The sequence below is a fragment of the Cyanobium sp. N5-Cardenillas genome (assembly GCF_024345515.1).
GTDB lineage: Bacteria > Cyanobacteriota > Cyanobacteriia > PCC-6307 > Cyanobiaceae > Cyanobium.
The window spans coordinates 1-22624 of record NZ_JAGQBG010000021.1 but is presented as its reverse complement, the minus strand read 5'-3'; the positions used below and the strand labels follow the sequence as shown (position 1 = coordinate 22624).

The window sequence follows — 22624 nt, the reverse complement described above, 5'->3', positions numbered from 1 at the left end:
TGGCCGCCGCGGCTGCCGATGTCCCACACATGGGCCCCCTCGATCTCGTCGCACACCCGAACGCTGCGGGTGCAGAGGATGCAGCGGTTGTGGTCGAGGGTGAACTGGGGGTGGGAGGCATCCACCGACCGCTGGGGGTACTGGTAGGGGAAGCGGGAGTGGTCCATGCCGACGGTCACGGCCATGTCCTGCAGCTCGCAGTGGGTGTTGGCCACGCAGACGGCGCAGACGTGGTTGCCCTCGGCGAAGAACAGCTCCACCGCCATGCGCCGGTACTCCCTGAGCCGGGGGGTGTGGGTGTGCACCACCATGCCCTCGGCGGCGGCGGTGCTGCAGGCGGTCAGCAGCTTGCTCGACCCCTCCACCTCCACCAGGCACAGCCGGCAGGAGGACACCGGGTTGAGGCCGTCGAGGTGGCAGAGGGTGGGGACATCGGCCGCGGCGGCCCGGGTGGCCTCCAGCAGGCTGGCCCCCGCCGGCACGGCCACGTTCTGGCCATTCACCGTGAGCGTGACGACACTCATCGCTCCACCCCCTGGCCGGCGACGACGCCTGCGGGCTCCCGGCAGGCCGCCTCGTATTCATGGCGGAACCAGCGCAGGGTGCTGAGCACCGGATTGGGGGCCGACTGGCCCAGGCCGCAGAGGCTGGTGACCTTGACCATCTGGCAGAGGGCATCGAGGCGCTCCATGTCGGCGGAGGTGGCCCGGCGTTCCACGAAGCGATCGAGCAGCTGGGCCAGCTGCACGGTGCCGGCGCGGCAGGGGACGCACTTGCCGCAGCTCTCGTTGACACTGAAGCCCATGAAGTGACGCGCCACCTCCGGCATGGAGGTGCTCCCCCCCATCACCACCATGCCGCCGGAGCCCATCATCGAACCGAGCTCCACCAGGCTTTCGTAGTCGACGGGGGTGTCGAGCCGTTCCGCCGGGATGCAGCCCCCCGAAGGCCCCCCCGTCTGCACCGCCTTGATCGGCGAGCCATCGGGCACCCCGCCACCGATCACCTCCACCACGGTGCGCAGGGGGGTGCCCATCGGCACCTCCACCAGGCCGGTGTTGACCACCGCGCCGGAGAGGGCGAACACCTTGGTGCCCTTGCTGTGCTCGGTGCCGATGGCGGCGTACCAGTCGCCGCCCTGGCGCAGGATCGCCGGCACGGCGGTGAAGGTCTCGACGTTGTTGATCAGGGTGGGCGCCCCCCAGAGACCCGACTGGGCCGGGAAGGGGGGCCGGGGCTGGGGCATGCCCCGCTGACCCTGGATCGAGAGCAGCAGGGCCGTCTCCTCACCGCAGACGTAGGCGCCGGCCCCCACCCGCACCTCCAGCCGCAGGTTGAAGGTGGTGCCGTGGATGTGGTTGCCCAGCAGGTGGCGGCTGCGGGCCTGCTGCAGGGCCAGCCGCAACCGCTCGATCGCCAGGGGGTATTCCGCCCGCACGTAGACGAAGCCCCGCTCGGCGCCGACGGCGTAGGCGGCGATCGCCATCCCTTCGATCAGCCGGTGCGGATCGCTTTCGAGCACGCTGCGGTCCATGAAGGCGCCCGGGTCCCCCTCGTCGGCGTTGCAGACCACGTAGCGGGGGCCGGGGGGCTGGAGGGCCACCGTGTCCCACTTCAGACCCGTGGGATAGCCGGCGCCGCCCCGACCGCGCAGACCGCTGCGGCGCACCTCGTCGCGCACCTGCTCGGGGGTGAGCTCCTCCAGGACGCGGTGCAGCTGGGCGTAGGTGCCGAACGCGATCGCGTCATCGATGGATTCCGGATTCACCTGCCCGCAGCCCTCAAGCACCACGGGCCGCTGCAGGGCGAAGAAGGGCGCCTCCAGATCGAGCCGGTGGGCCGCCAGGGCGTCGCCGCTTGTGGCAAGGCCGGCGGCGATCAGGGCCCCGGCGTGTTCCGGGGCCACACCGCCGAAGAGCTGGGTGGGGCCGGGCCCGTCGCAGGCCACCAGGGGACCGCTGCCACAGAGGCGCAGGCAACCCACCGGTTTGATCGTCAGCGCCTCAGCCGTGAGGCCGGCGGCGTCCCGGGCACCCTCCAGGGCGGCGCGCAGGGCCTGGCCACCGGCGGAACGGCAACCACTGGCATCGCAGCAGCGCAGCTGCGGGGGGACGGGCATGGGGACCGGGGGCGCCTATCGACTTGCTAGCCAGGAAATCGCTGCTGCGCCGCTCACTTGGCTTTGGCCAGCGCCCGGGCGATGCTGTCCACCGTGGCCGGCAGGGGCGTGTTGGCCGGGATCACCCCATTGGCATACAGCACCTGGCGGAACTTCTCCAGCAGGGGGGGCAGGTTGTTCTGAGCCGGGTCGAGCAGCTCGTACTGCTCCTGGGGACCGGGGTAGCGGATGCCGTCCGACGGGAACGGCCCCTCGGACGGCTCAAGGGCGAGAACGTCCGCCATGGCATGGTGCACCGCCGCCGGGCGGCGGCTCTCCTCCAGCCGGACCGCCTGCCAGCCCTGGACCAGGGCCAGGATGGCGTCGGGATGCTGGCGCAGCAGCTCGGGTTCGACGGCGAGCACGTCCAGGATCTCGTAGGGAAGTTGCCGGCTGCTGAACAGCGTGTGCAACGGCTGGGAACGCAGCAGTTGGTCGCTCCGGGGGGGGTAGGTCACCACCGCCTGCACCTCCCCCCGCCGCAGGGCCGCTTCCCAGGCGGCGGCCGGGAGGAAACGCAGCTGGGATGGCTCGGGGGGCGGCAGTCCCCCGGACTCGAACGCCCGCGCCAGAACGTACCGGGACAGGGTGCTGCGGTCGAGGGCGATCGGCCGGCCGACCAGGCCCTTCAGATCCTTCACGCCCCGGCGGGCCAGCACTTGATCGGCTCCCCGGGATTCATCGATCACGTAGACGATCACCGGACACCGGTCGGGAGCCACCCCACAGATGGTGACGACCTCGATCGCGGTGGTGGCGATCGCCTGGGCCCCCCCCGAGATGTAGGCCTCCATCGTGGCCGCCGAGTCGGCGTAGTTGCGCAGATCCAGGTGGAGCCGTCGGGGGTCGTAGGGATGGCGGGCCTTGGCCAGGGAGAAGTAGGCGTATCCCGGCCAGGGGTGCACCGCCAGCACCACCCGGGGAGCCTGGCCTTGGCAGGCCAGCACCAAAGTCAGCAGCAGGGAAGCCAGCACAGCGAGGCCGCCAGACCGGTGCAGCCCGCCGTTCCTCTTGCGTCTTCCAGGAGGAACGGCGATGGCTGCGGATGCCCCCATGGGGTGGGCCGTAAAATCTAAAGAAAGTATGATGCAAGGAACGCGCAACTTTTGCCCTTCGCGGAACTCCTCCCACAGGCCCTTCTCCCCCGCCGCCAATACTGCCCCTGGCTTACCTCCCGCCTGCTGACGCACGCATCGACCGGAAGGGGCGACTGCTCGTGGTTGGCGTGGTGGCGGTCGGCCTCCTCGGCACCACCCTTCTCACCTGGAACACCTACCACCAATCCAGGCTGGAGCATGGTCAACGGGTGGAGCCCACGGCCGATGTGGTCCTCACCGCCCTGCAACGCAAACTGGCCAGCACCGAATCGGTGCTGCGCAGCCTGGCCGGTCTGGACCTGGCCTCGCAGGAGGTCAGCCTTTCGGAGCTGCAGCGCTTCGTCGCTTCCCTGGCCAGCGACGGCCAATCCCTGGATGGCATCGGCCTGCTGGGCTACGCCACGGCCGCCCCCGGCAGGGCACCGATCCGCCTGATCGCCCCGCTGGATCCCGCCAGCCGCCGGCTGCTGGGCAGCGATCTCTGGTCCCAGGTCCCTGACGCCGAGAGGGGCCTGCGCCTGAAGCAGACCCCCGCCGAAGGCTGGCTGCTCCCCGGACGTTCAGGGCCCGGGGAGCCGGCCTTCCTCGTTCAGATGCTTCCTTTCGGCAGCAGCACAACCACCCGCTGGGCCTTCGCCACCCTGCCGCTGCGCGACTTCCTGCGGACGGCCCTGCACCACCCGCTGATCCAGCTCAAGGAGCCCGTCGACATCCAGCTCTACAGCGGCGATCGCGCCGATCCGGCCCGGCTGCTCTACGACTCCCGCAACCTTCCCCGGGCCGAGGCGCTGCCCCAGGCCCAGTCGCGGTGGCTTGAAACCGGGGGCCAGCGGTGGCTGTTGCTGGTGCAGGTGCGCCTGCAGGCCACCGGTGCCTGGCTGCCCACCTGGGGGGCCGTGCTGTTGCTGGGCCTGGCGACCACCCTGCTGGCGGCCCTGCTGGCCCGCGAGCTGCGACGGCGCAGCCTTCAGGCCGAGAGGGAGGGGCGAAGCCTGGCGGAGTTGCGGAGACAGCTGGAGGAGAGCCGCCAGTGGCTCCGCCTCCATCGCCGGGCCGGCTCCCTGATCGAGGAGGGCGTGGTGATCACCGACAGCGCCGGTTCGATTCTCACCTGCAACGGGGCCTACAGCGCCATCACCGGCTATACGGAAAAGGAGCTGGTGGGGCGCAACCCCCGCCTGATGAATTCGGGCTATCAGTCAAAGGCGTTCTTTGCGGCGCTCTGGGACCAGCTGCTCGGCAGCGGCCGCTGGGAAGGGGAGATCTGGAATCGCCGGGCCTCCGGGGAGATCTACCCCGCCTGGATGCGGATGGGGGTGGTCCATGACGCAGGGGGAGTCCCCAGCCACTTCGTCGCAACACTGGCCGATCTGACCCGTCTGCAGGAGAAGGAACGGCAGCTGGAGTACCTGGGGTTCCACGACCCGCTCACCAAGCTGCCCAACCTGCAGATGGCCGAATTGCGCCTGGGTCAGCTGTGCCAGCAGACGCAACCCCTGGCGGTGGTCTGGATCGAACTCGACGGGATCAAGCGGATCGAGGAGAGCTTCGGCCAGGCCAAGGGGGACCGCGTGCTGCAGGGGGTGGTCGATCGGCTCGGCCGCTTCGTGGGCCCCACGGACGTCCTGGCCCAGGTCGGCAGAAATGAGTTCCTGATCGTGCATTCCCTGGATCCGGCGGAGGCCACGGGCCTGCCGCTGGCCAGCGCCATCCTGGCCGGACTGGCCGATCCACTGGGCCGGGTGGAGGCGCTGGACCTGGCCCTTTCGGCATGGGCGGGCCTGAGCTGCTTCCCCCAGGACTCCAGGGAGCCGGAATCCCTGCTGTTGTTCGCCTCCACGGCGCTGGGGCAGGCCCGGCGCCGGGGAGCCCAGACGATCCTGAGGTACTCCACCGAGATGACGATCCGCAGCCGGCACCGCCTGGCGATCGAAGCCCACCTGCAGCGGGCGGTGGAAGCGGGGGAGCTGAAGGTGCTGTTTCAGCCCCAGGTCGATGGCCAGGGGGATCTGCTGGGGGCGGAGGCCCTGCTGCGCTGGCACAGTGCGGAGTTCGGCCCTATTTCACCGCTGGAGTTCCTCCCCATCGCCGAGGCCAGCGACCTGATCCACCGCATCGGCGCCTGGGTGCTGGAGGTCGCCTGCCGCCAGTGGCAGGGGTGGGTGCTGGGGGGCCTGGCCCCTGGCCGGCTGGCGGTGAACCTCTCCAACCGTCAGTTCCAGGACCCGAAGCAGACCGTGCCCCATCTGGTGGCGGCGTGCCTGGCCCGGACGGGGCTTGGCGCCGCCCTGCTGGAACTGGAGATCACGGAGAGTTGCCTGATGCCGGCTCTCGGTACGCGCGAACAGCTCCTAGAACTGGAGAGCATGGGGGTGGAACTGGCGGTCGACGACTTCGGCACCGGTTTTTCCTCCCTCAGCACCATCCACAGGTTTCCCATCAGCAAGCTGAAGATCGACCGCTCGTTTGTGGATGGCGTTGACACCAACCCCGCCTCCCAGTCGATCGTGCTCGCCTCCCTGGCCATGGCCCGGGGGCTGGGGGTGAATATCCTGGCCGAGGGGGTGGAGCGGCCCGAGGAACTGGCGTTCCTGCTGCGCTGCGGCTGCCCGGCGTTCCAGGGCTATCTGTTCAGCCGTCCGCTGGATCCCACCCAGTTTGAAGCCCTGCTCCGGACGGCCGCGGCCGCCGCCCCGGCGCCCGGTGGTGTGCCCGCCAGGGTGCACCTCCCATGAGTTCCACCGCCGTGGGCCCCATGATTCCGCGCCGGGCCCTGCTTCTGGCCCTGCTGGCCGGGCTGGCAGTTCTGGGGAACGCCTGCCCGGTGCCCCTGTGCTTCAGCATCCAGATCCTGCTCGGATCAATCGCCTCCACGCTCGCCCTGCTCTGGCTGCGGGGCTGGTGGAACGTGGCGATCGCCGCCATCGCGAGCCTCACCACCTGGACGCTGTGGGGCCACCCCTGGGCGATCCTGATCTTCAGCGCCGAAGCCCTGTGGCTGGCGGTGTTTGTCAACCGCTTCAGCGGCCCGCCGGAGAACGACCTCAAGGGCCGCATCGTCCTGGCCGACGCCGTCTTCTGGCTCCTGGTGGGAGTACCGCTGGTGTTCTTCCTGTACGGCTCGGTGCTGCTCATCGATCCGGCGAATGTGGGGGTGGTGGCCGCCAAGCAGGCGGTCAACGGCGTGGCCAACACGGTGGTGGCCTTCCTGCTGTTCGTGCTGCTGCAGTTGCGGCGCCATCGGCGGGGCCAGGGGTTGCTGCCCCTGCGGGGCATCGTGTTTTCGGTGGTGCTGGCCTCGATCACCCTGCCCTCGCTCGGCATCACCCTGCTGTCGTGCAGCCAGCTGCAACGGGCCTCCCAGGAGGGGGTGTTGGAGAACCTGCAGACCGTCGCCGAGGCCGCCGCCAGGATCGATCCCCTCCAACTCGGCGAACCCACCCGGGGACTGCCCGCCAGCATCGGCTCGGCGGCCTTCCTGCTCATCGACTCTGCGGGCAACCAGATCAGCTCCAACCCCGGGCTGTTCCTGCGCCTGCAGAATCATTTCCAGAATGCCCCACCGGATCAGAGCAAGCTGGATGGGCTGGAGATCCTGGTTCCCAGGGAGCATCGCCTTGCCCTCAAGACGTGGGTGAACGGGTACTGGAGCACCACCATGACCTCCCCCCGGTATCGGGTGCAGGTGGTGCAACCCGCCTCCCCGGTGGTGCTCAAGCTGCAGCAGCAAAGCACCGCCCTGCTCACCACGCTCCTCTGGGTGATCCTGCTGGGGGTCCTGCTCAGCGAGGTGGTGGCCGCCCTGATGGAGAGGCAGCTCCGGCTTCTGATCAGCCCCGCGGCTGTGGCCGCCACCGCGGACAGCACCGCCGAGGACAGAAGCGGCATCGCTGAGATCGAGGGACTGGCGACGCGCCTCGACGAGAACAGGCAGGAGGCAGCCCACCTGCGCCAGGAACTCGCAGTGGTCAGTGCGCAACTTGAACAGTGCAGCGTGCAACAGCGACACCTCGCCTCCACCGATTCCCTCACCGGTGCCGCCAACCGCTCCGAGCTCGAACTCAGCCTGGCGCTGATCAGCGAGCGGGCCCGTGCCTGCTCCGTGCCCCTCACCTGCCTGGCCTTCGCCGTGCATGGCCTGCGGCCGATCAATACGGCCTTGGGCCGGCAGAAGGGGGACGAGGTCCTGCAGCAACTGATCGCCGCCGTGAGGGAGCGGCTCCACTCCAACGACGAGCTGTTCCGCATCGGCGGCAGTGAATTCCTGCTGCTGCTCTGGGATCAGCCCCTCGAAAGGGCCCGCTCCACGGCGGACCAGATCCGAAAGATCGTCCGCGAGACGGCCCTGCCATCCGCCAACGGATCGCCCCGGACACTGGCGATGAGCGCGGGGATCAGCCTGTTGGACTCCTCGGACACCAACGGGCAGGCCATGCTCGCCAGGGTGGAGCTGGCCCTGAACCAATCCCGCGAGCTGGGGGCCGATCAGGTGGTGGTGCGCTGAGGCAGGCCGGCGGTCTCCAGCCGGGCGTCCAGCGCCTCGGGTGGGTCGACGGGCAACCGCGTCATCAGCTCCCCATCCACCACCAGCACCGGTGCCTGGCCGCAGGCCCCCAGGCAGCTGACGTGCTGCAGGGCCCAGACGCCATCGCCCGCCGGATCATCAAGGCTCACCCCCAGCCGCTGCTCGATGCGGGCCGCCACCTGGGCACCCCCCTTCACGTAGCAGGCGGTGCCGAGGCAGACGGCGCAACGGTGGGCGGTGGGGGGCTCCAGCCGGAACAGGTGGTAGAAGCTGGCCACGCCATGGACCCGGCTCAACGGCAGCCGCATCCCGGTGGCCACGTCCCGCAGGGACTCCGGCGCCAGGTAGCCGTGGAGCTCCTGCACCTGGTGCAGCACTTCGATCAGGGCGTCGGCGCGGGCCCCGTGGCGGCGGATCACCAGGGTGATGCGCGGGTCGGTGCTGGACGGGGCCGAAGGGGTCATGCCGTTGTTCTCCCACCGCCCCTTGCTAGCCAGAGCCGGGGGCATGGTCAGCAGACCGCGGCAGGAATGCAGCGGGATCGGCTGCAGCCCGAATGCGGGGGTCCACCTATAATCCGATCGCTATGGGCGCCCACGCCATGAATCTGCTGTTCCAGGCTCAGTCAGCGGCCATGGCGTTGAGTTTTGTTCTGTTACTCCCTACATCAGCTCTGGCATGCGAAAAGCATGGCAGCGGCCAACAGCGAAGCCCTGACAGCAACGCGGAAGCTTCCAACCGATAAGCCTCCACCACCAGGGCGGTGGCATGGGCCGCTGGTGATGGGTTGTCTCCTTCGTCCATCCGGATCATTTGACTCCCCCCCAACCTCGCTATCGCAGAAGATTCGTCGTCGCGGCTGTTGCTCTGATCGGCCTATTTCTGGTGGATCTGGCTCTCACCAGATCCATGGGAATCACCCTGTTCCAGTACTACTGGATCCCCGTGGTTCTGGCGGCCTCGTTCGCCACGCCGCGCCAGGTGGGCTGGTTCACGAGTCTGGCCATTGTGCTGACCGTCATCTGGTCGCTTCAGGCGCCCGGGGTCACGACGCTGGAGCTGATGCTGCGGCTGGTCGGCCTGATCGGCATGGCCTGGGTGTCGATGCATCTGGCCCGGGAGCTTCAAGCCAAGGAGCGCAGCAATCGGGAGCTCAAGGAGCACTATCAGTTACTGGCCGAAAACGCTCCGGATGTGGTCCTCAGCAGCGACCGCGAAGGCCGGATCACCTGGGTCTCCCCATCGGTGCGCCAGCTGCTCGGCCATGACGCCAGTCAATTGCAGGGAGAAACCATCGAGACACTGCTGCTGGAGGACGACCGGGGACGGCTGCGGCAGGCCATGGACCAGGTGCGGCAGGGAAGCAGCCCCGACTGCGACCTTCGCTTCCTGAGCGCCGATGGGGGCAGCCGCTGGATCTCGATGGCCCTGCGACCGGTGCTCGGGGCCCATGGAGACGTGCTGGGCCTGGTGGGCAGCTGGCGCGACATCCAGGGGGAGGTGGAGGCCCGTCAGGCGGAGGAACGCACCAAGGCGGCCCTGGCGTCCTCGGAGGAGCGGCTGCGCCTCACGCTGGAGAACGCCTCCACCGGCATCGCCCTGCTCGACGCCCAGGGCCATTTCCTCTCGATCAACCCCACCGGCAGCGGCCTGCTCGACCAGGATCACGTCGGCCTGGAGGGCCTGACCTGGCAGTCGTTCTCACCGGCGGCGGACCAGGCCAGCGAAAGCCCGTTGATGGAGGAGCTCCTGGGCGGCCGGCTCCCTTGCTATCGGTTGCGCAAGCGCATCCTCCAGAAGGCCGGCAGCGCCATCTGGGTCGATTGCAGCGTGTCCTGCTCCCGCCATGCCGACGGCAGCACAGCCTTCGTGATCGCCCAGTTCAATGACGTCACCGAGATGGTGCAGGCGGAAGCCGCCCTGGCCACCTCGGAAGAGCGCTACCGGCTGCTGGCGGAGAACTCCAGCGATGTGGTGATGCTCATCAAGGACGGGCTGATCAGCTGGATCTCCCCCTCGCTCACCTGCATGCTGGGTTGGCAGCCGAAGGACTGGATCGGCCACCCCCTCAGCCGCTTCATCCCTGCCGACGAGCATCCCGCCCTGGAGCGCGACCTCCACGCCCTGGCCGCCGGGCGCACCGTGGTCAGCCGGCTGCAGGCCCTGGCCCACGACCGCAGCCATCGCTGGGTGGAGCTGCATGCCAGCCCTCACAAGGATCTCGATGGCCGGCTCAATGGCATCGTCGGCTCGTTCCGGACCGTGGATCAGGAAGTGGCCGCCGAACGGGAGCTGGCCCGCCGCGCCTGCACCGACGAACTGACCGGCCTGGTGAACCGCCACGAGGCCCTGGAGCAGATCACCGCCATCGCCGGCCGCGTGCTGCGCCATGGCGACGCCACCGCCGTTCTCTTCTGTGACCTCGACAACTTCAAGGAGATCAACGACACCTTCGGCCACATCCCCGGCGACGAACTGCTCCGGACCGTGGCCACCAGAATCCGCATGGGCCTGCGCAGTGGCGACATGGCCGCCCGCATCGGCGGCGACGAGCTGATGGTGATGCTTCAGGGGGTGCGGAGCCTGGGTGATGCGGTGACCATCGCCGAAAAGCTGCGTCGGGCCGTCGCCGAACCGATCCCCACCAGTGCCGGCTTCCTGTCGATCACCCTGAGCATCGGCGTCACCATGGTCGAACCCGGTGAAAACCCCGACGAGATCATCTCCAGGGCCGACCGCGCCATGTACCGTGCCAAGCAGACCGGGCGCAACCAGGTGCTGGCCTTCAGCGAACAGAGCGACGGGGTGGAAGACCGCGGCGTCGCCTGGCAGCCCGTGCTCTGAACGACTCACAGGCTGCGGAAGTAGGCCGCCCCCTTGCCGCTGCTGGCGGCCGAGCCGTAGATCGTCGAAGCCGGGAAATATTCGGCCTCCAGCTGTACCGTGCCGGCCACATCGTCTCCTGCCGTTTCAGCAATGAAGTGCAGGGTAAGGTCGATGCCTGACGCGATGCCGGCCGCCGTCCAGATGGCCCCGTCCCGGGTGAAGCGCTCCTCCACCACCTCCACATCACCGAGGGCCCGCAGGCGCCCCAGGGAGGCCCAGTGGGTGGTGGCCCGGCGGCCACTGAGCAAGCCCGCGGCATGCAGCAGGAAGGCCCCTGTGCAGACCGAAAGCACCGCCCGGCAATGGGCCGCCTGATGCCGGATGAAGGCGATCAGCTGAGGATTGTTCACCTCGGTGCGGGTGCCCTGGCCGCCCGGCACCAGCAGCACATCCAGCGGCGGAGCGGTGGCGAAGCTGGCGTGGGGCACCAGCACCAGCCCCTTGGCGCAGAAGATCGGGCCGTCGTCCTGGCCGATCATCAGGCAGCGTTCGGGGCCGCCGCTCTGGCGCGCCCAGAGGGAAGCCATCTCCCAGGGTCCGATGGCGTCAAGCTCCTCCACCCCAGGGAACAGCAGGATCCCGAAGGTGCCGGTCCACTGGCCGGTGGATGCGGCTGGAGGCATCTGCGGTGGGCCCTGGGGTTGGTGGACGGGCCAAGTCTCCCATCGACAACCCAACCCGGCGAGGATCAGGACCAAGCCCTGGGGCGGCGGCGATGGGGACAGCCACAACCGTGAACCGCCGTTGGCGGCCAGGGCTGCTGGCGCTGGCCCTGGCGATCCTGCTGACCCTGGGGCCGCCTGCAGCCGTCGCCGCCGCCGGGGAACTGCAGGTGTTCGTGCGCGAGGGGTGCCCCCACTGCGCCGCCGCCAAGGCCTTCCTGCCCGAGCTGCAGCGGCAGCGGCCGGCGGTGCGGGTGCGCCTGCGGGACGTGGGGAACGAGCCCCAGGCCCGCGACGACCTGCTGCGTCTGTCGCGGCAGCAGGGCATCCAGGCCCCCGGCGTCCCCACCTTCGTCTACGCCGGCCAGGTACTGGTGGGTTTTGATGACCCTGGGGGCCGCGGCCGCGAGCTGCTCGCCCTGACCGGGGTGTCGGACAAGGCCAGGCCTGACGCGGTCCAGGCCACCGCCACGGAGCTCAGCCTCGGACCCCTGGGCCATGTCGGTGTTGCCGGCCTCGGCCTGCCCCTGTTCACCCTGGTGATGGGGCTGCTGGACGGCTTCAATCCCTGCGCGATGTGGGTGCTGCTGTTCCTGCTGTCGCTGCTGGTGCACTGGCGCGACCGTCGCCGCATGGCCCTGGTGGCGGGCACGTTCGTGCTGGTCAGCGGCGCGGTGTATTACGCCTTCATGGCCGCCTGGCTGAACGTGTTCCTGCTGCTGGGCTGGTCGACCTGGCTGCGGCTGCTGCTGGCGGGGCTGGCGATCTCCGTTGGGGTGGTGAACGTGCTGGACAGCCGGCGCCAGGGCGGCATCTTCACCCTCTCGATCCCGGCGGAAGCCAAGCCAGGCCTCTACGCCCGCCTGCGCCAGGTCGTCCAGTCCCGCTCCCTGCTGCCGGCCCTGGCGGCGGTGGCGGTCCTGGCCGTGGTGGTCAATGCCGTGGAGCTGCTCTGCACCGCCGGCCTGCCGGCCATCTACACAGCGGTACTCAGCCAGCAGAACCTGCCGGCCACGGCCCACTACGCCTACCTCGGCCTCTACATCCTGGGGTACATCGCCGACGACAGCCTGATGGTGGCCGCCGCCGTGCTGGCCCTGAGCAGCCACAAGCTCACCGAATCCGGCGGCCGCTGGCTGAAGCTCATCAGTGGCGGGGTGATGCTGGCGCTGGGGCTGGCGCTGCTGCTGCGGCCGGGGTGGCTGATGTGAGGGTCACCCCAGCAGCGCCTGCACGCTGGCCAGCTTGTCGTCGAGGCTCTGGTCGCGGTCGGTGCGGGTGTTGATCGTGACGGTGGTGAAGATCCGCGGGCAGCCCATCGCGTGCACCGCGGCATGGCAGGCCTCGATCGCCGCCATCACCGGCGCCCACTCCCCTTCAATGGCCGTGCCGTTGGGGTGCAGCCGGATCGTCAGCCCGGCCTGGTGCAGCACCCGCTCGCAGGTGGCCACATAGGGCGCCAGGCTCACCCCCACGCCGATCGGCACCACGCAGAGATCGACGATCACCTTCATGGCCGAAGACGGGCAGGGGGCCCATCCTCACCAGGTGCCGATGCTGAACAGCAACTGCAGCAGGGCAAATCCAGCCAGGCAGGTGGCGGCCAGCAGCGGAGCGACATGAACCAACTTCGGTATCCCACGATGGCTTCGGTCTAGGCCGGGTGGTGCCGCAGGGAAAGCCCGTGGAACCGATGCGTGTGGAGAGCCACAGACACAGTCGGTGATGAACTTTTGTCCTGGCTGCGGTGGTTCGCGGCCAGCAACGCGCGATGGGGGCAGGGGGACTTGAACCCCCACAGCCTTGCAGCCTGCGGATTTTAAGTCCGCTGCGTCTACCAATTTCGCCATGCCCCCGCGCGGGGATCCTAGATTCGTCCCACTTCGCGCAACCCCGGTGGCCCTGAGCGGACCTCTGAGCAGCCTTTCGCTCGACATCCTGCTGGTGATCGGCGCCTATCTGGCTCTGGCCGGGGCTTACCTGGTGGTGGTGCCACTGGCCCTCTACTGGTGGATGCACAAGCGCTGGACCCTGATGGGCAAGATCGAGCGCACCGCCGTCTACGGCCTGGTGTTCCTGTTCTTCCCGGGTCTGATCCTGTTCGCCCCCTTCCTCAACCTGCGCATGGCCGGCCAGGGCGAGGCCTGATCAGTGACCCGCGCACAGGCGATCCTGCTGGGGCTGGCGGTCTTCGCCATCGGCGGCGGCGGCTACTGGGTGTTCCGCTCCAGCGGCCTGGAGGGCTTCTCCCCCGGCATCGCCGCCTCAGCCCTGCTGATGCTGGTGGTGCTCGGCTGGACCGCCAGCTACCTGCTGCGGGTGGTGGGCGGCAAGATGACCTACATGGAGCAGCGGCGCCGCTACCGGGCCGCCTACGACGCCGTCACCGATGACGAGCTGCAGCGCAAGTTCGACGCCATGAGCCCTGAAGAGCAGGCCAAACTCCTGGCCGAGGTGGGGCAGCTCCAGGCCGATGCCGAGATGTGAAGACGACCCCATAGGCTCAGGGGCACCGTCCTGCCCTCCGGCCCGATGAGCGTCGCCGCCACCGCCGGCCCTGCCACCGCCCCCACCGCGATCCAGCAGCGCTTCGCCAGCCTGCGGGAGCAGGGGCGCTGCGCCCTGATGCCGTTTCTGATGGCGGGGGACCCCGATCTGTCGATCACCGCCGCCAGCCTGCTGGCCCTGCAGGCCGCCGGCGCCGATCTGATCGAACTGGGCATCCCCTACAGCGATCCCCTGGCGGATGGCCCGGTGATCCAGGCCGCCGCCAGCCGGGCCCTGGCCGCCGGCACCACCCCCGGCCGGGTTCTGGCGATGCTGGCCGGCCTGCGGGGCCAGCTCACCCTGCCGGTGGTGCTGTTCACCTACAGCAACCCCCTGCTCAACCGGGGCATGGACAACTTCTGCCGTGAGGCCGCCGCCGCCGGTGCCGCCGGCCTGGTGGTGCCGGATCTACCCCTGGAGGAGGCCCAGAAACTCTCCGCCATCGCCGCCGGCCATGGCCTGGATCTGGTGCTGCTGGTGGCCCCCAACACCCCGGCCGAGCGCATGGCCCGCATCCACACCGCCAGCCGCGGCTTCACCTACCTGGTGAGTGTCACCGGGGTGACGGGGGTGCGCACCAGCCTGGAAACGCGGGTGGGACCGCTGGTGCAGCAACTGCACCAGCTGGGCCCCACGCCGGTGGCCGTGGGCTTCGGCATCGCCACCGGCGAGCAGGCCCTGCAGGTGCGCCGCTGGGGTGGCGACGGTGCCATCGTGGGCAGCGCCCTGGTGCGCCGCATGGCCCAGGCCCACCGGGACGGAGCCGATGTGGCCGCGGATGCCGGTGCCTTCGCCGCCGAGCTGCGCGCCGCCCTCGACCAGCCCCTCTAGCCGAGCTACAGCACGGGGGCGCAGGCGCCCAGCGTCAGCAGCAGCCCCAGGGCGGCCAGCAGCGATGCCGGGGCAAGCCAGGACACGGGACGCGGGGCAGGGGACGACATGGCCATGGGGCGACTGCTCCCATGATGGGGCGATGACCCTGGACGCCCTGCCTTTTTCTCCCGCCTGCCTGCGCAACCAGGAGCCGATCCTGACGCTGCTGCGCCGGTGGATTCCGCCGGCGGCCCGGGTGCTGGAGGTGGGTTCGGGCAGTGGCCAGCACGCCATCCACATGGCCCGCCATCTGCCGGGTGTGCACTGGCAGCCCAGTGAGCGCAACGAATCCCTGGCTGGGTTGGCCGGGCGCATTGCCCTGGAGGGCCAGGCGGGGCTGGCCCCCGGGGCCCGGGTGGCGCCTCCGGTGGCGCTCGATGTGACCGACGCCCAATGGCCAGCCGGACCCTTCGACGCCGTGTTCACGGCCAATACGCTGCACATCATGCCGGCGACCGCCGTGCCCCACCTGCTGGCCGGCAGCGCCCGGGTGCTGAGCGCCGATGGTCTGCTGCTGATCTACGGCCCCTTTCGCTATGGCGAGCGCCACACCGCCGCCAGCAATGGGGACTTCGACCTCCATCTGCGCCAGCGGGATCCGGCCATGGGGGTGCGCGACGCCGAGACGCTCCAGGCGGAAGCCGCCCCTCTGGGCTTGCACCTTCAGGCCGATGCGGCCATGCCGGCCAACAACCGCCTGCTGGTGTTTCAAAAAAGCAACGAAGGGCGCGGACAGTGAAATTCGTCCTCTGGGGCACCTACTGCGCCGACGCCCTTGAGCGCCGCACCCCCTACCGCGACGAGCATCTGGCCGGACTGCAACGCCAGAAGGAGGAGGGCGTGCTGCTCACCCTGGGGCCCACCGTCGACGCCAACCACGTCTTCGGCCTCTACGAAGCCGACGACCTGGAGACGGTGGAGAGCCTCGTCAAAGGCGACATCTACTGGCGCCAGGGCATCTGGACGGCTGTGGAGGTCTATCCCTGGATCCAGGCCATCTGAACCTCTCTCCGGCACAGAGGGCTGGGGCAAAGTCAACGACATCGGGTTCAGCCGCGGGGCCAGCCGTCCTGGGCCTGCTGCCACACCCAGGCGGCCACCGCTTCAGCGCCTCCCTCACCGAGGGCCTGGCCGTAGCCCCCCATCTGGCCGATGCCCGCCGCCGCGATCGTGGCGATCACCGCTGGGTCGGCGGCGCCATTGCGCTCCAGGGCCGCCAGCTTCAGCGTCTTGCCGCGGCGGATGATGTTGCCGCCCTGGACATGGCAGCCGGCGCAGTGGGCTTCGAACAGCCGGCCGCCGGTTTCAAGCCGGGCGACCTCAGGATCGGCGGAGTCTAAGGCTGCCGCCCGCCCTGCGAAGCCCAGGGCCGGTGGCGGCAGGACCAGGCCCAGCACCAGCAGCAGGGCCACCAGGACCGACAGCAGCGGACGCCAGCGGATCAATCCTCTTCGTCGGCGCTGCCGGCGGGAATCAGGCGGATCTGCTTGCGGCCGAGCTTGATCTCGAACTCATCACCGGGCTTGAGATCGAGCATGGCGGTGTAGGCCTTGCCGATCAGCAGATTGCCGTTGCCCTGCACGGTGGCGACATAGCTGAGTTTGCGCCCGCCTTTACCCACCTTGCCGGCCGCACCGAACTCGACGCCTTTAGCCTCAAGCAGGGCCTCGTAGAAGGCGGTGAAGTTCAGGCGCTCGGCGCCATCCTTCTTGGTGGAAACATAGCCACAGGCCCGCACGATCTCGGACTTGCCGACATCGCCGAGTTCCTTGACCTTGGCCAGCAATTCCGATCCAGTCAGCATGGTATGTAAGCGGTGTCGTGTGTGAGGTTAGAACTAAAACATACACCAGCGCCATCAGCCTGCTGCCGAAAGCGGCGACAATCCATGCACATTCACCGCCACGATGCTGCCGATCCGTCCACTCCGGCCCGATGATTGCCAGCAGCTGGTCGCTGTCTATCACGAGGCGGTCATCAGCCAGGCCGGCAACCTCTACAGCCCTTCACAGATCGAGGCCTGGTCACAACAGGCAAGCCGCAATGATGCCTTCCGGTCGTCACTGGGGCGCGGCCATGGGTTGGTGAGCTGTGCCAAGGACGACGACACGATCATCGAAGCGTTTGCCCTTCTCGACCCCATCGACCGGCTCGCCCTGCTCTACTGCCGGGGCCGCTCCAGTCGCCAGGGACGGGCCAGCGCCCTGCTGGAAGCCCTGGAGCAGTACGCCCGCTCCCAGGGGGTGGGCCGGCTGCGCACCGAGGCCAGCCAGCTGTCACGGCCGCTGCTGGAGCGGCGGGGCTGGGTGGTGGACGCCGAAGAAACGGTGCTCCTGGGCGGCGTGTCGTTCCTGCGCTGGCGGATGGGCAAGGATCTGCCCTGACGCCTGCGCCCCTCCCCCATGGCCGAAGCCCAGCTGCAGCAGTTCCTGGAGAAGGTGCGCCAGCTCCAGGCCTTCGTGGCCCTGAGCGAGGCCGATCCCGCCCTGAGAGCAGCCCTGCGCGACTGTGGCGATCACCATCAGGTGGTGGCCCTGGCCCGCTCCTGCGGCTTCGAGATCGGCCGGCGCTGGGGCGAGCCACCAGCGGGCGACGGGGCAGGATCAGGCTCTGCTGGGGAAGGCGCCTCCCTGGTGCGGGGCCCGTGCCCCGCCGCCGGGAAGGAAGTGACAACGGTGCTGTTGCAGACCCCTCAGCTGCGGCTGGAGCGGATCCACTCCTGCAGCGCCAAGAGCCCGGAGGGCTTCTGGTACGACCAGACCGAACACGAATGGGTGCTGCTGCTGCAGGGCAGTGCCCGGTTGCAGTTCGCCGATGAGGCCGAGCCCCGTGCCCTGGCCTGCGGTGAGGCCCTGCAGATCAGTGCGGGCCGGCGGCACCGGCTGCTGGCGACTGACCCGCCTCCTGGAACGATCTGGCTGGCCCTGTTCTGGACGCCGTTTCCGACTCATTGACCCGGCGCACCATCCAGAAGGCCGCCGCCAGGCACAGCACCGCCAACCCGAGGCCCACCACCAGCATGGGCTTGTTCTCGGCGTTCGGGGGCAGCACGATCACCTTCCGGGCCACGGCCGTGATGGCGGTCAGCAGCACCAGTTCGATCTGCACCACGTGTCGGCGCAGGTAGGAGGTGATGTTCTGCAGCACCTCGATGGCAATCAGCAGGTTGAGCAGGTCGCCTAGCACGGCGATCAGGCCTTCCCCCACCCAGCGCCGGTTGGGGTCGAACAGCTGAACCACGACCTCGAAGGTGAACTTCAGGGCCGCCACCAACAGCACCAGAAAGAGCATGACGGCCAGCAACTTGGCCACAAGACGCTCTCCCTTGTCGATGAGGCGAAGAAAGATCGTGTCCTGGAAGATCCGCTGCAGGCGTCGCATCAGTTCTTGAACGGCTGGTAGTTGGGCTGGGCCGGCGTGTCACTGGCGGGATTTTGGATCACCGTGTCGCAGGTGATCGAGCCATCGGTGGCGGTGACGCAGTTGGTGGGCTTGATCTGGGTTTCCGGCCCCACATTGCCACCACGCTTGAGCATGAAGGATTCGACCTGGGCCTGGGCTCCGCCGCTGAAGCACAGACCGGCCACCAGGGCAGCGGCGGCCCGCAGGGACCAGGGGAAGGCGCGGGTGAGGACGGCGGTGGCGTTCATGGCGGTGGGCGTCGGCGCGGGGCCGCAGGATCGGTCAGACCCCACTCTGGAGGCTGGTCGCCTGGCCCGCCAGCGCGGCGAGCGCGGTGCGTCAGCTGCCGCTGTCGCCGCGGATTTCCTGCAGCAGCAGGTCGAGCTGCCCCATCGAATCCGCCAACGGGTCACCGGCGGCGGAGAACGCACCGTCCTCGCCGGGCTCCTCGGCCAGCCACTGGGCTTCGATGGCACAGAGGCGCTCGGCCAGGCCCGCCGCCCCCTGGCGGATCCAGGTGCGGTGCAGCTCATCGAGCAGCACGGGCATGCGGATCGAACCGGCCCTCAGGGCCCGGCGCAGGTCAGACTGGGTGCGGCCGGTGAGGCGCAGCCAGTCCTTGAGGAGGCTCTGGAGCTCGTCGAGCTGCTCCGGGCTGAGGGAGGGGGCGGACGCTGGCATGGCCAGACGCTACCCCTGCTGGCGGAAGAGGGGGAACCAGCGGTCCAGCCGGCTCTGGGCCCGGGCGCGGATCGCCGGTGTGCGATGGGTGCTGCACAGCCCCAGCAGGGCCGTGAGGGCCACCATGTCGTCGCTGAAGCCGGCCGCCGGGATGAAATCGGGGATCACATCGAGGGGCAGCAGCAGGTAGGTGAGGGCGGCCAGCACGGTGAGGCGCACCTGGGGGGGGGTGCCGCCGTCGACCAGCAGCTCCACGCATTCGAAGGCGGGGCGGGCGATGGTGCGGCCGGCCCGGCGCAGCAGCCGCACCAGCAGCGCCTCATCGAGCACCGCGCTCTCGAGCACCTCGGCATCGACGGGGGCCTGGTCAGCGGGAGCAACAGCCATGGCGATCTGCTCAGAAGAAGGAACACGCCATCGAGTTGGGCGTCCATTCATTCTGTGGGCCACGCCGCGGGATCCACGAGGGGCGGATCCCCCACCATTCACTCCTCCACCAGGCCGCTCTCGATGCCGGTTTTGCGCAGCTTGCGCAGGGCCCGCTGCACCACCTGGCGGCAGTACTCGCGGCTGCATTCCAGCTGCCGGGCCACCTCGGCCAGGGTGCGCCACTCGTGGCTGCCGTCGAGCCCGAAGCGCAGCATCACCACCGTGCGCTCCTTGGGGGTGAGGTTGGATTTCTCCAGCAGGGTCCAGACCGACTCGGTGCGCTCGGCCTGCTCGGCCCGCTCCATCGGCGCCGGCTCATTGCTGGCCAGCACATCCACCAGTTCGGAGGGATCGGCCTTGGAGCGCACGGCCCCCTGCAGGCTGACGGTGACGCTGCGCAGCTCGCAGCCCAGCAGGTCTTCGACCTCGGCCACGGGCAGCCCCATGGCGGTGGCCAGCTCCCCGGCGCTGGGGGCATGGCCGTGGGACTGGAGATGGCGCGCCTTGGCGGCCCGCAGCCGGGTGAGCTTCTCGTTGACGTTGACGGGAATGCGGATCGTGCGGCTCTGGGTGGAGAGGGCACGGTTCAGACCCTGACGGATCCACCAGTAGGCATACGTGCTGAAACGGTGACCACGGGTGGGATCAAACTTTTCGACGGCGCGAGTCAGACCGATGGTGCCTTCCTGGATCAGATCAAGTAGATCCAGTCCCTTGCCCTGATAGCGCTTGGCGAGATTGACGACCAGGCGCAGGTTGGCTGTCACCATTTGCTGTTTTGCCCGCTCCCCGTTGCGCATGGTGCGCTTTTCAATGTCGTCGTAGTCGCAGGCGGGGCCACTGCCGCCCGCCTCGGAACAGCGCTCCTGCAGGCTCACCATGGCCTGCACTTTTCGGCCAAGGGTGAGCTCCTGCTCAGGGGTGAGCAGTTGATGGCGGCCGATCTCGCCGAGAAAGGCACTGAGGGAACTCGCCATAAAGCAACCGAATCGCTTTGTTGAACCTAGGGTTGTTTCTGGATGTTCCTGAAACAAACAGAAAGCCTTCAGTGTTCCGTTGCGTCTTCCGCATAAAGGGCGCCGATTCCTTATTTTCTGCCGATTTCAACCGGATGACAGAAGACGGTGTGCGCCTGGGCCCGCAGGCCAGGAGTCAGCCGCTACCGTCCGGAGCGATCCCCTGACACCAGCCGATGGCCGGGCTTCTCTCCATCCCCTCCGAGGTGCTGTCCAGCGCCGGGGTGGCCTACGTGCACTACCTGAGCTTCATGGTCTGCTTCGGCGCCCTGGTGCTGGAGCGGCGCCTGATCCGGCCCGACCCTGACCGCAAGGACGCGATCCTGATGGTGATCACGGACGTGACCTACGGCCTGGCGGCCCTGGGGGTGCTGCTCAGCGGCATCCTGCGGGTGCTGTATTTCGGCCAGGGCTCCAGCTTCTACACCGAGAACCCCCTGTTCTGGTGGAAGGTGGGCACCTACCTGGCGGTGGGCGCCCTCTCCCTCTACCCCACCATCACCTACATCCTCTGGGCGATTCCGCTGCGCAAGGGGGAGCTGCCCAACGTCAGCGAGGCCCTGGCCAACCGGCTGCGCTGGGTGCTCAACATCGAGCTGGCGGGTTTCGCCGCCATTCCTCTGATGGCCGCCCTGATGGCCCGCGGAGTCGGACTGGCGGGCTGATGGGCCGGCCGCACCGCCTGCTGGTGGCCGGCCTGGTGCCGGCGCTGCTGCTGCTGGCGGCGCCGCTCGGTGCCGCTGCAGCGGCCTGCCCGGTGGCCGGGGCCACCCGAGCCGTCGGGGAGCCGGGCCGCCAGGAGCTGGAACCAACCGCCGCCGGGCCCGAGGACTACCGCCAGCGGCTGCGGCCCACGGCCTGGGGCTGGCCCAGGCTGGACCACTGGTGCGTGTGGGTGGAGCCGGCGGCGACGGGCGGCGCCGGCCAACGCTGGGACGCCCTCTGGCTCGGGGCGGTGGAGCGGGCCCTGGGCCAGTGGCAACAGGAACTGACGATCACCCGGGTGGAGGATCCGGCGGCGGCCCAGGTGCGGATCCTGCGGCGGCGGCCGCCGCTGCAGCGGCAGGCCACCGGCCGCACCCGGGCCAGCCACGGCCGCGCCGAGCTGGCGCTGGTGGAGGCCGACCGCGGCGCCGGCTGGATCCTGGAGCCCCAGGTGCAGGTGCTGATCAGCCCGGGGCAGCGGCCGGAGGCGACTGAGGCCACCGCTTTGCATGAACTGGGCCACGCCTTCGGGCTGTGGGGCCACAGCGACGATCCCGCCGACGCCATGGCGGCCGTTCCCGGGGCCCGGCCGGTGCTGGAGCTCAGCGGGCGCGATCGGGCCACGCTGCGCTGGCTGTATGGGCAACCGACGCGATTCGGCGCGCCACTGCCGGCGGCGCCGGCATCCCGCTGAGGGGCCGTTCAGGCCGGCGGGCTCTCCTCGGCGTGGGGGGGCCGGTGGGGCGGGTGGCGGTGGTGGTAGGGGACGAAACCGGGGCCGTAGATCTGGGCCAGCCGGGTGGGGCTGAGGGCGTGGTCGGGGGTGCCGTGGCAACGCAGGCTGCGGTTGAGGCAGAGCACGCCATCGCAGGTGCGGCGCACCATCTCCAGGTCGTGCGACACCTGCAGGATCGTCCAGCCTTCGCTGCGCCGCAACTGGTAGAGGAGGGTGTGGAACTGTTCGGCCGCCCGGGCGTCGAGGCCGGCCTGGGCCTCATCGAGCACCAGCAGGCGGCGGGGGCGCACCACGCAGAAGGCCAGCAGCACCCGCTTGAGCTGGCCGCCTGAGAGCTCCGAAAGCAGGCGGTCGGCCAGGTCGTCGCAGAGGGTTTTGCGCAGGGCGGCGCGGATGGCGCTGCGGCGCTCCTGGCGACCCAGCCAGGGCAGGGACAGGCCCGGCGAATCCCAGCCCAGGCCCACGAATTCGGCCACCGTGAGCGGGAAGCGGCCCCGGGGCACCAGGGTCTGGGGCAGGTAGGCGAGCTTGGCGCGCAGCTCCCGCGGCAACTGGCCGCGGCTGCCGAGGCTGCAGCCCAGGAAGCGCACTTCGCCGGCCTGGCGGGGCAGGACGCCGAGGATGGCCTGCACCAGGGTGCTCTTGCCGGCCCCGTTCGGGCCCACCAGGGCCGTGTCGGATTCGGCCACCAGCTGGAAGCTGACGTCATCCACCGCCGTGACGGCCTCACGCCGCACGCTCAGGTGACTGACTTCGAGAACCATTTCGGCCATGGCTGCAGCCTACCCAGCCGGCCCCGGGCTGGCTGTCGCCATGCCGACGTGCCGGCCACGAGAATGGAGGCCAACGCTCTGGACCCAGACCGCCCATGACCTGCATCGCCGTGACCGGAGCTTCAGGCAAGACG

The 22624-nt window shown here is 69.4% G+C and carries 27 protein-coding genes and 1 tRNA gene; 13 read left to right on the top strand and 15 right to left on the bottom strand.

Annotated elements, in window-relative coordinates; translation table 11 throughout:
* The 3 genes from KBZ04_RS03210 to KBZ04_RS03200 form a co-directional block, all read right to left on the bottom strand.
* A partial coding sequence (locus tag KBZ04_RS03210) for a 2Fe-2S iron-sulfur cluster-binding protein (RefSeq protein WP_254990458.1) occupies nucleotides 1–524 on the bottom strand: 524 nt, incomplete at its 3' end.
* On the bottom strand, nucleotides 521–2119 hold the full coding sequence (locus tag KBZ04_RS03205; protein ID WP_254990456.1) for a NuoF family protein: 1599 nt from the start codon (nucleotides 2117–2119) through the stop codon (nucleotides 521–523). The genes KBZ04_RS03205 and KBZ04_RS03210, both read right to left, overlap by 4 nt.
* 53 nt (nucleotides 2120–2172) lie before the next feature.
* Nucleotides 2173–3132 carry an ABC transporter substrate-binding protein gene (locus KBZ04_RS03200; protein WP_254990454.1) on the bottom strand — a complete coding sequence of 320 codons (960 nt, stop codon included), beginning with the start codon at nucleotides 3130–3132 and terminating at the stop codon, nucleotides 2173–2175.
* A gap of 254 nt (nucleotides 3133–3386) precedes the next feature.
* Here KBZ04_RS03200 and KBZ04_RS03195 point away from each other — a divergent pair, with 254 nt between their 5' ends.
* On the top strand, nucleotides 3387–5990 hold the full coding sequence (locus KBZ04_RS03195; protein ID WP_254990452.1) for a putative bifunctional diguanylate cyclase/phosphodiesterase: 2604 nt from the start codon (nucleotides 3387–3389) through the stop codon (nucleotides 5988–5990).
* A complete protein-coding gene (locus KBZ04_RS03190) occupies nucleotides 5987–7759 on the top strand; it encodes a GGDEF domain-containing protein (RefSeq protein WP_254990449.1) in 1773 nt (590 codons plus the stop codon). The genes KBZ04_RS03195 and KBZ04_RS03190 overlap by 4 nt, the downstream gene beginning before the upstream one ends.
* Here KBZ04_RS03190 and KBZ04_RS03185 read toward each other — a convergent pair.
* Nucleotides 7741–8244 carry an NAD(P)H-dependent oxidoreductase subunit E gene (locus tag KBZ04_RS03185; protein ID WP_254990447.1) on the bottom strand — a complete coding sequence of 168 codons (504 nt, stop codon included), beginning with the start codon at nucleotides 8242–8244 and terminating at the stop codon, nucleotides 7741–7743. The genes KBZ04_RS03190 and KBZ04_RS03185 overlap by 19 nt on opposite strands.
* A 445-nt stretch (nucleotides 8245–8689) precedes the next feature.
* Here KBZ04_RS03185 and KBZ04_RS03180 point away from each other — a divergent pair, with 445 nt between their 5' ends.
* Entirely contained in the window at nucleotides 8690–10624 is a 1935-nt protein-coding gene (locus KBZ04_RS03180) for a bifunctional diguanylate cyclase/phosphodiesterase (protein ID WP_254990446.1), read from the top strand.
* Nucleotides 10625–10629: 5 nt separating this feature from the next.
* Here the strand turns inward: KBZ04_RS03180 and KBZ04_RS03175 are convergent, their stop codons facing one another.
* Nucleotides 10630–11289: a DJ-1/PfpI family protein gene (locus tag KBZ04_RS03175; RefSeq protein ID WP_254990443.1), complete on the bottom strand. Its 660-nt coding sequence runs from the start codon at nucleotides 11287–11289 to the stop codon at nucleotides 10630–10632.
* Between the two features lie 92 nt (nucleotides 11290–11381).
* On the opposite strand from KBZ04_RS03175, the gene KBZ04_RS03170 reads away from it, so the two are divergent.
* Nucleotides 11382–12539, top strand: coding sequence for a glutaredoxin family protein (locus tag KBZ04_RS03170; RefSeq protein ID WP_254990442.1), 1158 nt, complete (start codon nucleotides 11382–11384; stop codon nucleotides 12537–12539).
* A gap of 3 nt (nucleotides 12540–12542) precedes the next feature.
* On the opposite strand, the gene KBZ04_RS03165 is transcribed toward KBZ04_RS03170, so the two are convergent.
* Together KBZ04_RS03165 and KBZ04_RS03160 are read right to left on the bottom strand one after the other, a co-directional pair.
* On the bottom strand, nucleotides 12543–12842 hold the full coding sequence (locus KBZ04_RS03165; protein WP_254990441.1) for an MTH1187 family thiamine-binding protein: 300 nt from the start codon (nucleotides 12840–12842) through the stop codon (nucleotides 12543–12545).
* 258 nt (nucleotides 12843–13100) lie between these two features.
* Nucleotides 13101–13184, bottom strand: a tRNA-Leu gene (locus KBZ04_RS03160).
* 40 nt (nucleotides 13185–13224) lie between these two features.
* Here KBZ04_RS03160 and KBZ04_RS03155 point away from each other — a divergent pair.
* The 5 genes from KBZ04_RS03155 (at nucleotide 13225) to KBZ04_RS03135 (ending at nucleotide 15750) form a co-directional block, all read left to right on the top strand.
* On the top strand, nucleotides 13225–13476 hold the full coding sequence (locus KBZ04_RS03155) for an NAD(P)H-quinone oxidoreductase subunit L (RefSeq protein WP_254990440.1): 252 nt from the start codon (nucleotides 13225–13227) through the stop codon (nucleotides 13474–13476).
* A gap of 3 nt (nucleotides 13477–13479) precedes the next feature.
* A complete protein-coding gene (locus KBZ04_RS03150; RefSeq protein WP_216909967.1) occupies nucleotides 13480–13815 on the top strand; it encodes a DUF3007 family protein in 336 nt (111 codons plus the stop codon).
* A gap of 45 nt (nucleotides 13816–13860) precedes the next feature.
* A complete protein-coding gene (gene trpA / locus KBZ04_RS03145; protein WP_254990439.1) occupies nucleotides 13861–14706 on the top strand; it encodes a tryptophan synthase subunit alpha in 846 nt (281 codons plus the stop codon).
* A 142-nt stretch (nucleotides 14707–14848) separates the two neighbouring features.
* Nucleotides 14849–15487 (top strand): DUF938 domain-containing protein, encoded by a 639-nt coding sequence (locus tag KBZ04_RS03140; protein ID WP_254990438.1) that lies wholly within the window; start codon nucleotides 14849–14851, stop codon nucleotides 15485–15487.
* Complete coding sequence (locus tag KBZ04_RS03135; protein WP_254990437.1) at nucleotides 15484–15750, top strand: YciI family protein; 267 nt, start codon at nucleotides 15484–15486, stop codon at nucleotides 15748–15750. The genes KBZ04_RS03140 and KBZ04_RS03135 overlap by 4 nt, the downstream gene beginning before the upstream one ends.
* 47 nt (nucleotides 15751–15797) lie before the next feature.
* Here KBZ04_RS03135 and KBZ04_RS03130 read toward each other — a convergent pair whose 3' ends face one another.
* Both KBZ04_RS03130 and KBZ04_RS03125 read right to left on the bottom strand, forming a co-directional pair.
* The gene (locus KBZ04_RS03130; protein WP_254990436.1) at nucleotides 15798–16193 is read right to left on the bottom strand and encodes a c-type cytochrome; all 396 of its coding nucleotides are present in this window, start codon (nucleotides 16191–16193) and stop codon (nucleotides 15798–15800) included.
* The gene (locus KBZ04_RS03125) at nucleotides 16190–16552 is read right to left on the bottom strand and encodes an AbrB family transcriptional regulator (RefSeq protein WP_216909975.1); all 363 of its coding nucleotides are present in this window, start codon (nucleotides 16550–16552) and stop codon (nucleotides 16190–16192) included. Before KBZ04_RS03125 ends, KBZ04_RS03130 begins: the two co-directional genes overlap by 4 nt.
* A gap of 103 nt (nucleotides 16553–16655) precedes the next feature.
* Between KBZ04_RS03125 and KBZ04_RS03120 the strand changes: the two genes are divergently transcribed.
* Both KBZ04_RS03120 and KBZ04_RS03115 read left to right on the top strand, forming a co-directional pair.
* Nucleotides 16656–17132: a GNAT family N-acetyltransferase gene (locus KBZ04_RS03120; RefSeq protein ID WP_254990435.1), complete on the top strand. Its 477-nt coding sequence runs from the start codon at nucleotides 16656–16658 to the stop codon at nucleotides 17130–17132.
* An 18-nt stretch (nucleotides 17133–17150) separates the two neighbouring features.
* Nucleotides 17151–17702 (top strand): Nif11 domain/cupin domain-containing protein, encoded by a 552-nt coding sequence (locus KBZ04_RS03115; protein ID WP_254990434.1) that lies wholly within the window; start codon nucleotides 17151–17153, stop codon nucleotides 17700–17702.
* Here KBZ04_RS03115 and KBZ04_RS03110 read toward each other — a convergent pair.
* The 5 genes from KBZ04_RS03110 to KBZ04_RS03090 form a co-directional block, all read right to left on the bottom strand.
* A complete protein-coding gene (locus tag KBZ04_RS03110; RefSeq protein ID WP_254990433.1) occupies nucleotides 17608–18129 on the bottom strand; it encodes a phosphate-starvation-inducible PsiE family protein in 522 nt (173 codons plus the stop codon). The two genes, KBZ04_RS03115 and KBZ04_RS03110, sit on opposite strands and share 95 nt — an antisense overlap.
* The gene (locus KBZ04_RS03105) at nucleotides 18129–18398 is read right to left on the bottom strand and encodes a hypothetical protein (protein WP_254990432.1); all 270 of its coding nucleotides are present in this window, start codon (nucleotides 18396–18398) and stop codon (nucleotides 18129–18131) included. Before KBZ04_RS03105 ends, KBZ04_RS03110 begins: the two co-directional genes overlap by 1 nt.
* Before the next feature lie 91 nt (nucleotides 18399–18489).
* Complete coding sequence (locus tag KBZ04_RS03100; RefSeq protein ID WP_254990431.1) at nucleotides 18490–18831, bottom strand: hypothetical protein; 342 nt, start codon at nucleotides 18829–18831, stop codon at nucleotides 18490–18492.
* Nucleotides 18832–18840: 9 nt separating this feature from the next.
* Entirely contained in the window at nucleotides 18841–19218 is a 378-nt protein-coding gene (locus KBZ04_RS03095; protein ID WP_254990430.1) for a YkvA family protein, read from the bottom strand.
* 98 nt (nucleotides 19219–19316) lie between these two features.
* The gene (locus KBZ04_RS03090) at nucleotides 19317–20237 is read right to left on the bottom strand and encodes a sigma-70 family RNA polymerase sigma factor (protein WP_254990429.1); all 921 of its coding nucleotides are present in this window, start codon (nucleotides 20235–20237) and stop codon (nucleotides 19317–19319) included.
* A gap of 215 nt (nucleotides 20238–20452) precedes the next feature.
* Here KBZ04_RS03090 and KBZ04_RS03085 point away from each other — a divergent pair, with 215 nt between their 5' ends.
* Both KBZ04_RS03085 and KBZ04_RS03080 read left to right on the top strand, forming a co-directional pair.
* The gene (locus KBZ04_RS03085) at nucleotides 20453–20941 is read left to right on the top strand and encodes a DUF2214 family protein (RefSeq protein WP_254990428.1); all 489 of its coding nucleotides are present in this window, start codon (nucleotides 20453–20455) and stop codon (nucleotides 20939–20941) included.
* The gene (locus KBZ04_RS03080) at nucleotides 20941–21675 is read left to right on the top strand and encodes a peptidase (RefSeq protein WP_254990427.1); all 735 of its coding nucleotides are present in this window, start codon (nucleotides 20941–20943) and stop codon (nucleotides 21673–21675) included. Before KBZ04_RS03085 ends, KBZ04_RS03080 begins: the two co-directional genes overlap by 1 nt.
* A gap of 8 nt (nucleotides 21676–21683) precedes the next feature.
* Here KBZ04_RS03080 and KBZ04_RS03075 read toward each other — a convergent pair whose 3' ends face one another.
* On the bottom strand, nucleotides 21684–22490 hold the full coding sequence (locus tag KBZ04_RS03075) for a metal ABC transporter ATP-binding protein (protein WP_254990426.1): 807 nt from the start codon (nucleotides 22488–22490) through the stop codon (nucleotides 21684–21686).
* Nucleotides 22491–22624 lie beyond the last annotated feature (134 nt).

What these genes read in the sequence shown, in the direction of transcription:
- KBZ04_RS03205 (WP_254990456.1), bottom strand. Translation starts at nt 2,119, where the DNA reads ATGCCCGTCCCCCCGCAGCTGCGCTGCTGCGATGCCAGTGGTTGCCGT.
- KBZ04_RS03190 (WP_254990449.1), top strand. Translation starts at nt 5,987, where the DNA reads ATGAGTTCCACCGCCGTGGGCCCCATGATTCCGCGCCGGGCCCTGCTT.
- KBZ04_RS03185 (WP_254990447.1), bottom strand. Translation starts at nt 8,244, where the DNA reads ATGACCCCTTCGGCCCCGTCCAGCACCGACCCGCGCATCACCCTGGTG.
- KBZ04_RS03180 (WP_254990446.1), top strand. Translation starts at nt 8,690, where the DNA reads ATGGGAATCACCCTGTTCCAGTACTACTGGATCCCCGTGGTTCTGGCG.
- KBZ04_RS03175 (WP_254990443.1), bottom strand. Translation starts at nt 11,289, where the DNA reads ATGCCTCCAGCCGCATCCACCGGCCAGTGGACCGGCACCTTCGGGATC.
- KBZ04_RS03170 (WP_254990442.1), top strand. Translation starts at nt 11,382, where the DNA reads ATGGGGACAGCCACAACCGTGAACCGCCGTTGGCGGCCAGGGCTGCTG.
- KBZ04_RS03165 (WP_254990441.1), bottom strand. Translation starts at nt 12,842, where the DNA reads ATGAAGGTGATCGTCGATCTCTGCGTGGTGCCGATCGGCGTGGGGGTG.
- trpA (WP_254990439.1), top strand. Translation starts at nt 13,861, where the DNA reads ATGAGCGTCGCCGCCACCGCCGGCCCTGCCACCGCCCCCACCGCGATC.
- KBZ04_RS03140 (WP_254990438.1), top strand. Translation starts at nt 14,849, where the DNA reads ATGACCCTGGACGCCCTGCCTTTTTCTCCCGCCTGCCTGCGCAACCAG.
- KBZ04_RS03125 (WP_216909975.1), bottom strand. Translation starts at nt 16,552, where the DNA reads ATGCTGACTGGATCGGAATTGCTGGCCAAGGTCAAGGAACTCGGCGAT.
- KBZ04_RS03120 (WP_254990435.1), top strand. Translation starts at nt 16,656, where the DNA reads ATGCTGCCGATCCGTCCACTCCGGCCCGATGATTGCCAGCAGCTGGTC.
- KBZ04_RS03115 (WP_254990434.1), top strand. Translation starts at nt 17,151, where the DNA reads ATGGCCGAAGCCCAGCTGCAGCAGTTCCTGGAGAAGGTGCGCCAGCTC.
- KBZ04_RS03110 (WP_254990433.1), bottom strand. Translation starts at nt 18,129, where the DNA reads ATGCGACGCCTGCAGCGGATCTTCCAGGACACGATCTTTCTTCGCCTC.
- KBZ04_RS03105 (WP_254990432.1), bottom strand. Translation starts at nt 18,398, where the DNA reads ATGAACGCCACCGCCGTCCTCACCCGCGCCTTCCCCTGGTCCCTGCGG.
- KBZ04_RS03100 (WP_254990431.1), bottom strand. Translation starts at nt 18,831, where the DNA reads ATGCCAGCGTCCGCCCCCTCCCTCAGCCCGGAGCAGCTCGACGAGCTC.
- KBZ04_RS03095 (WP_254990430.1), bottom strand. Translation starts at nt 19,218, where the DNA reads ATGGCTGTTGCTCCCGCTGACCAGGCCCCCGTCGATGCCGAGGTGCTC.
- KBZ04_RS03090 (WP_254990429.1), bottom strand. Translation starts at nt 20,237, where the DNA reads ATGGCGAGTTCCCTCAGTGCCTTTCTCGGCGAGATCGGCCGCCATCAA.
- KBZ04_RS03085 (WP_254990428.1), top strand. Translation starts at nt 20,453, where the DNA reads ATGGCCGGGCTTCTCTCCATCCCCTCCGAGGTGCTGTCCAGCGCCGGG.
- KBZ04_RS03080 (WP_254990427.1), top strand. Translation starts at nt 20,941, where the DNA reads ATGGGCCGGCCGCACCGCCTGCTGGTGGCCGGCCTGGTGCCGGCGCTG.
- KBZ04_RS03075 (WP_254990426.1), bottom strand. Translation starts at nt 22,490, where the DNA reads ATGGCCGAAATGGTTCTCGAAGTCAGTCACCTGAGCGTGCGGCGTGAG.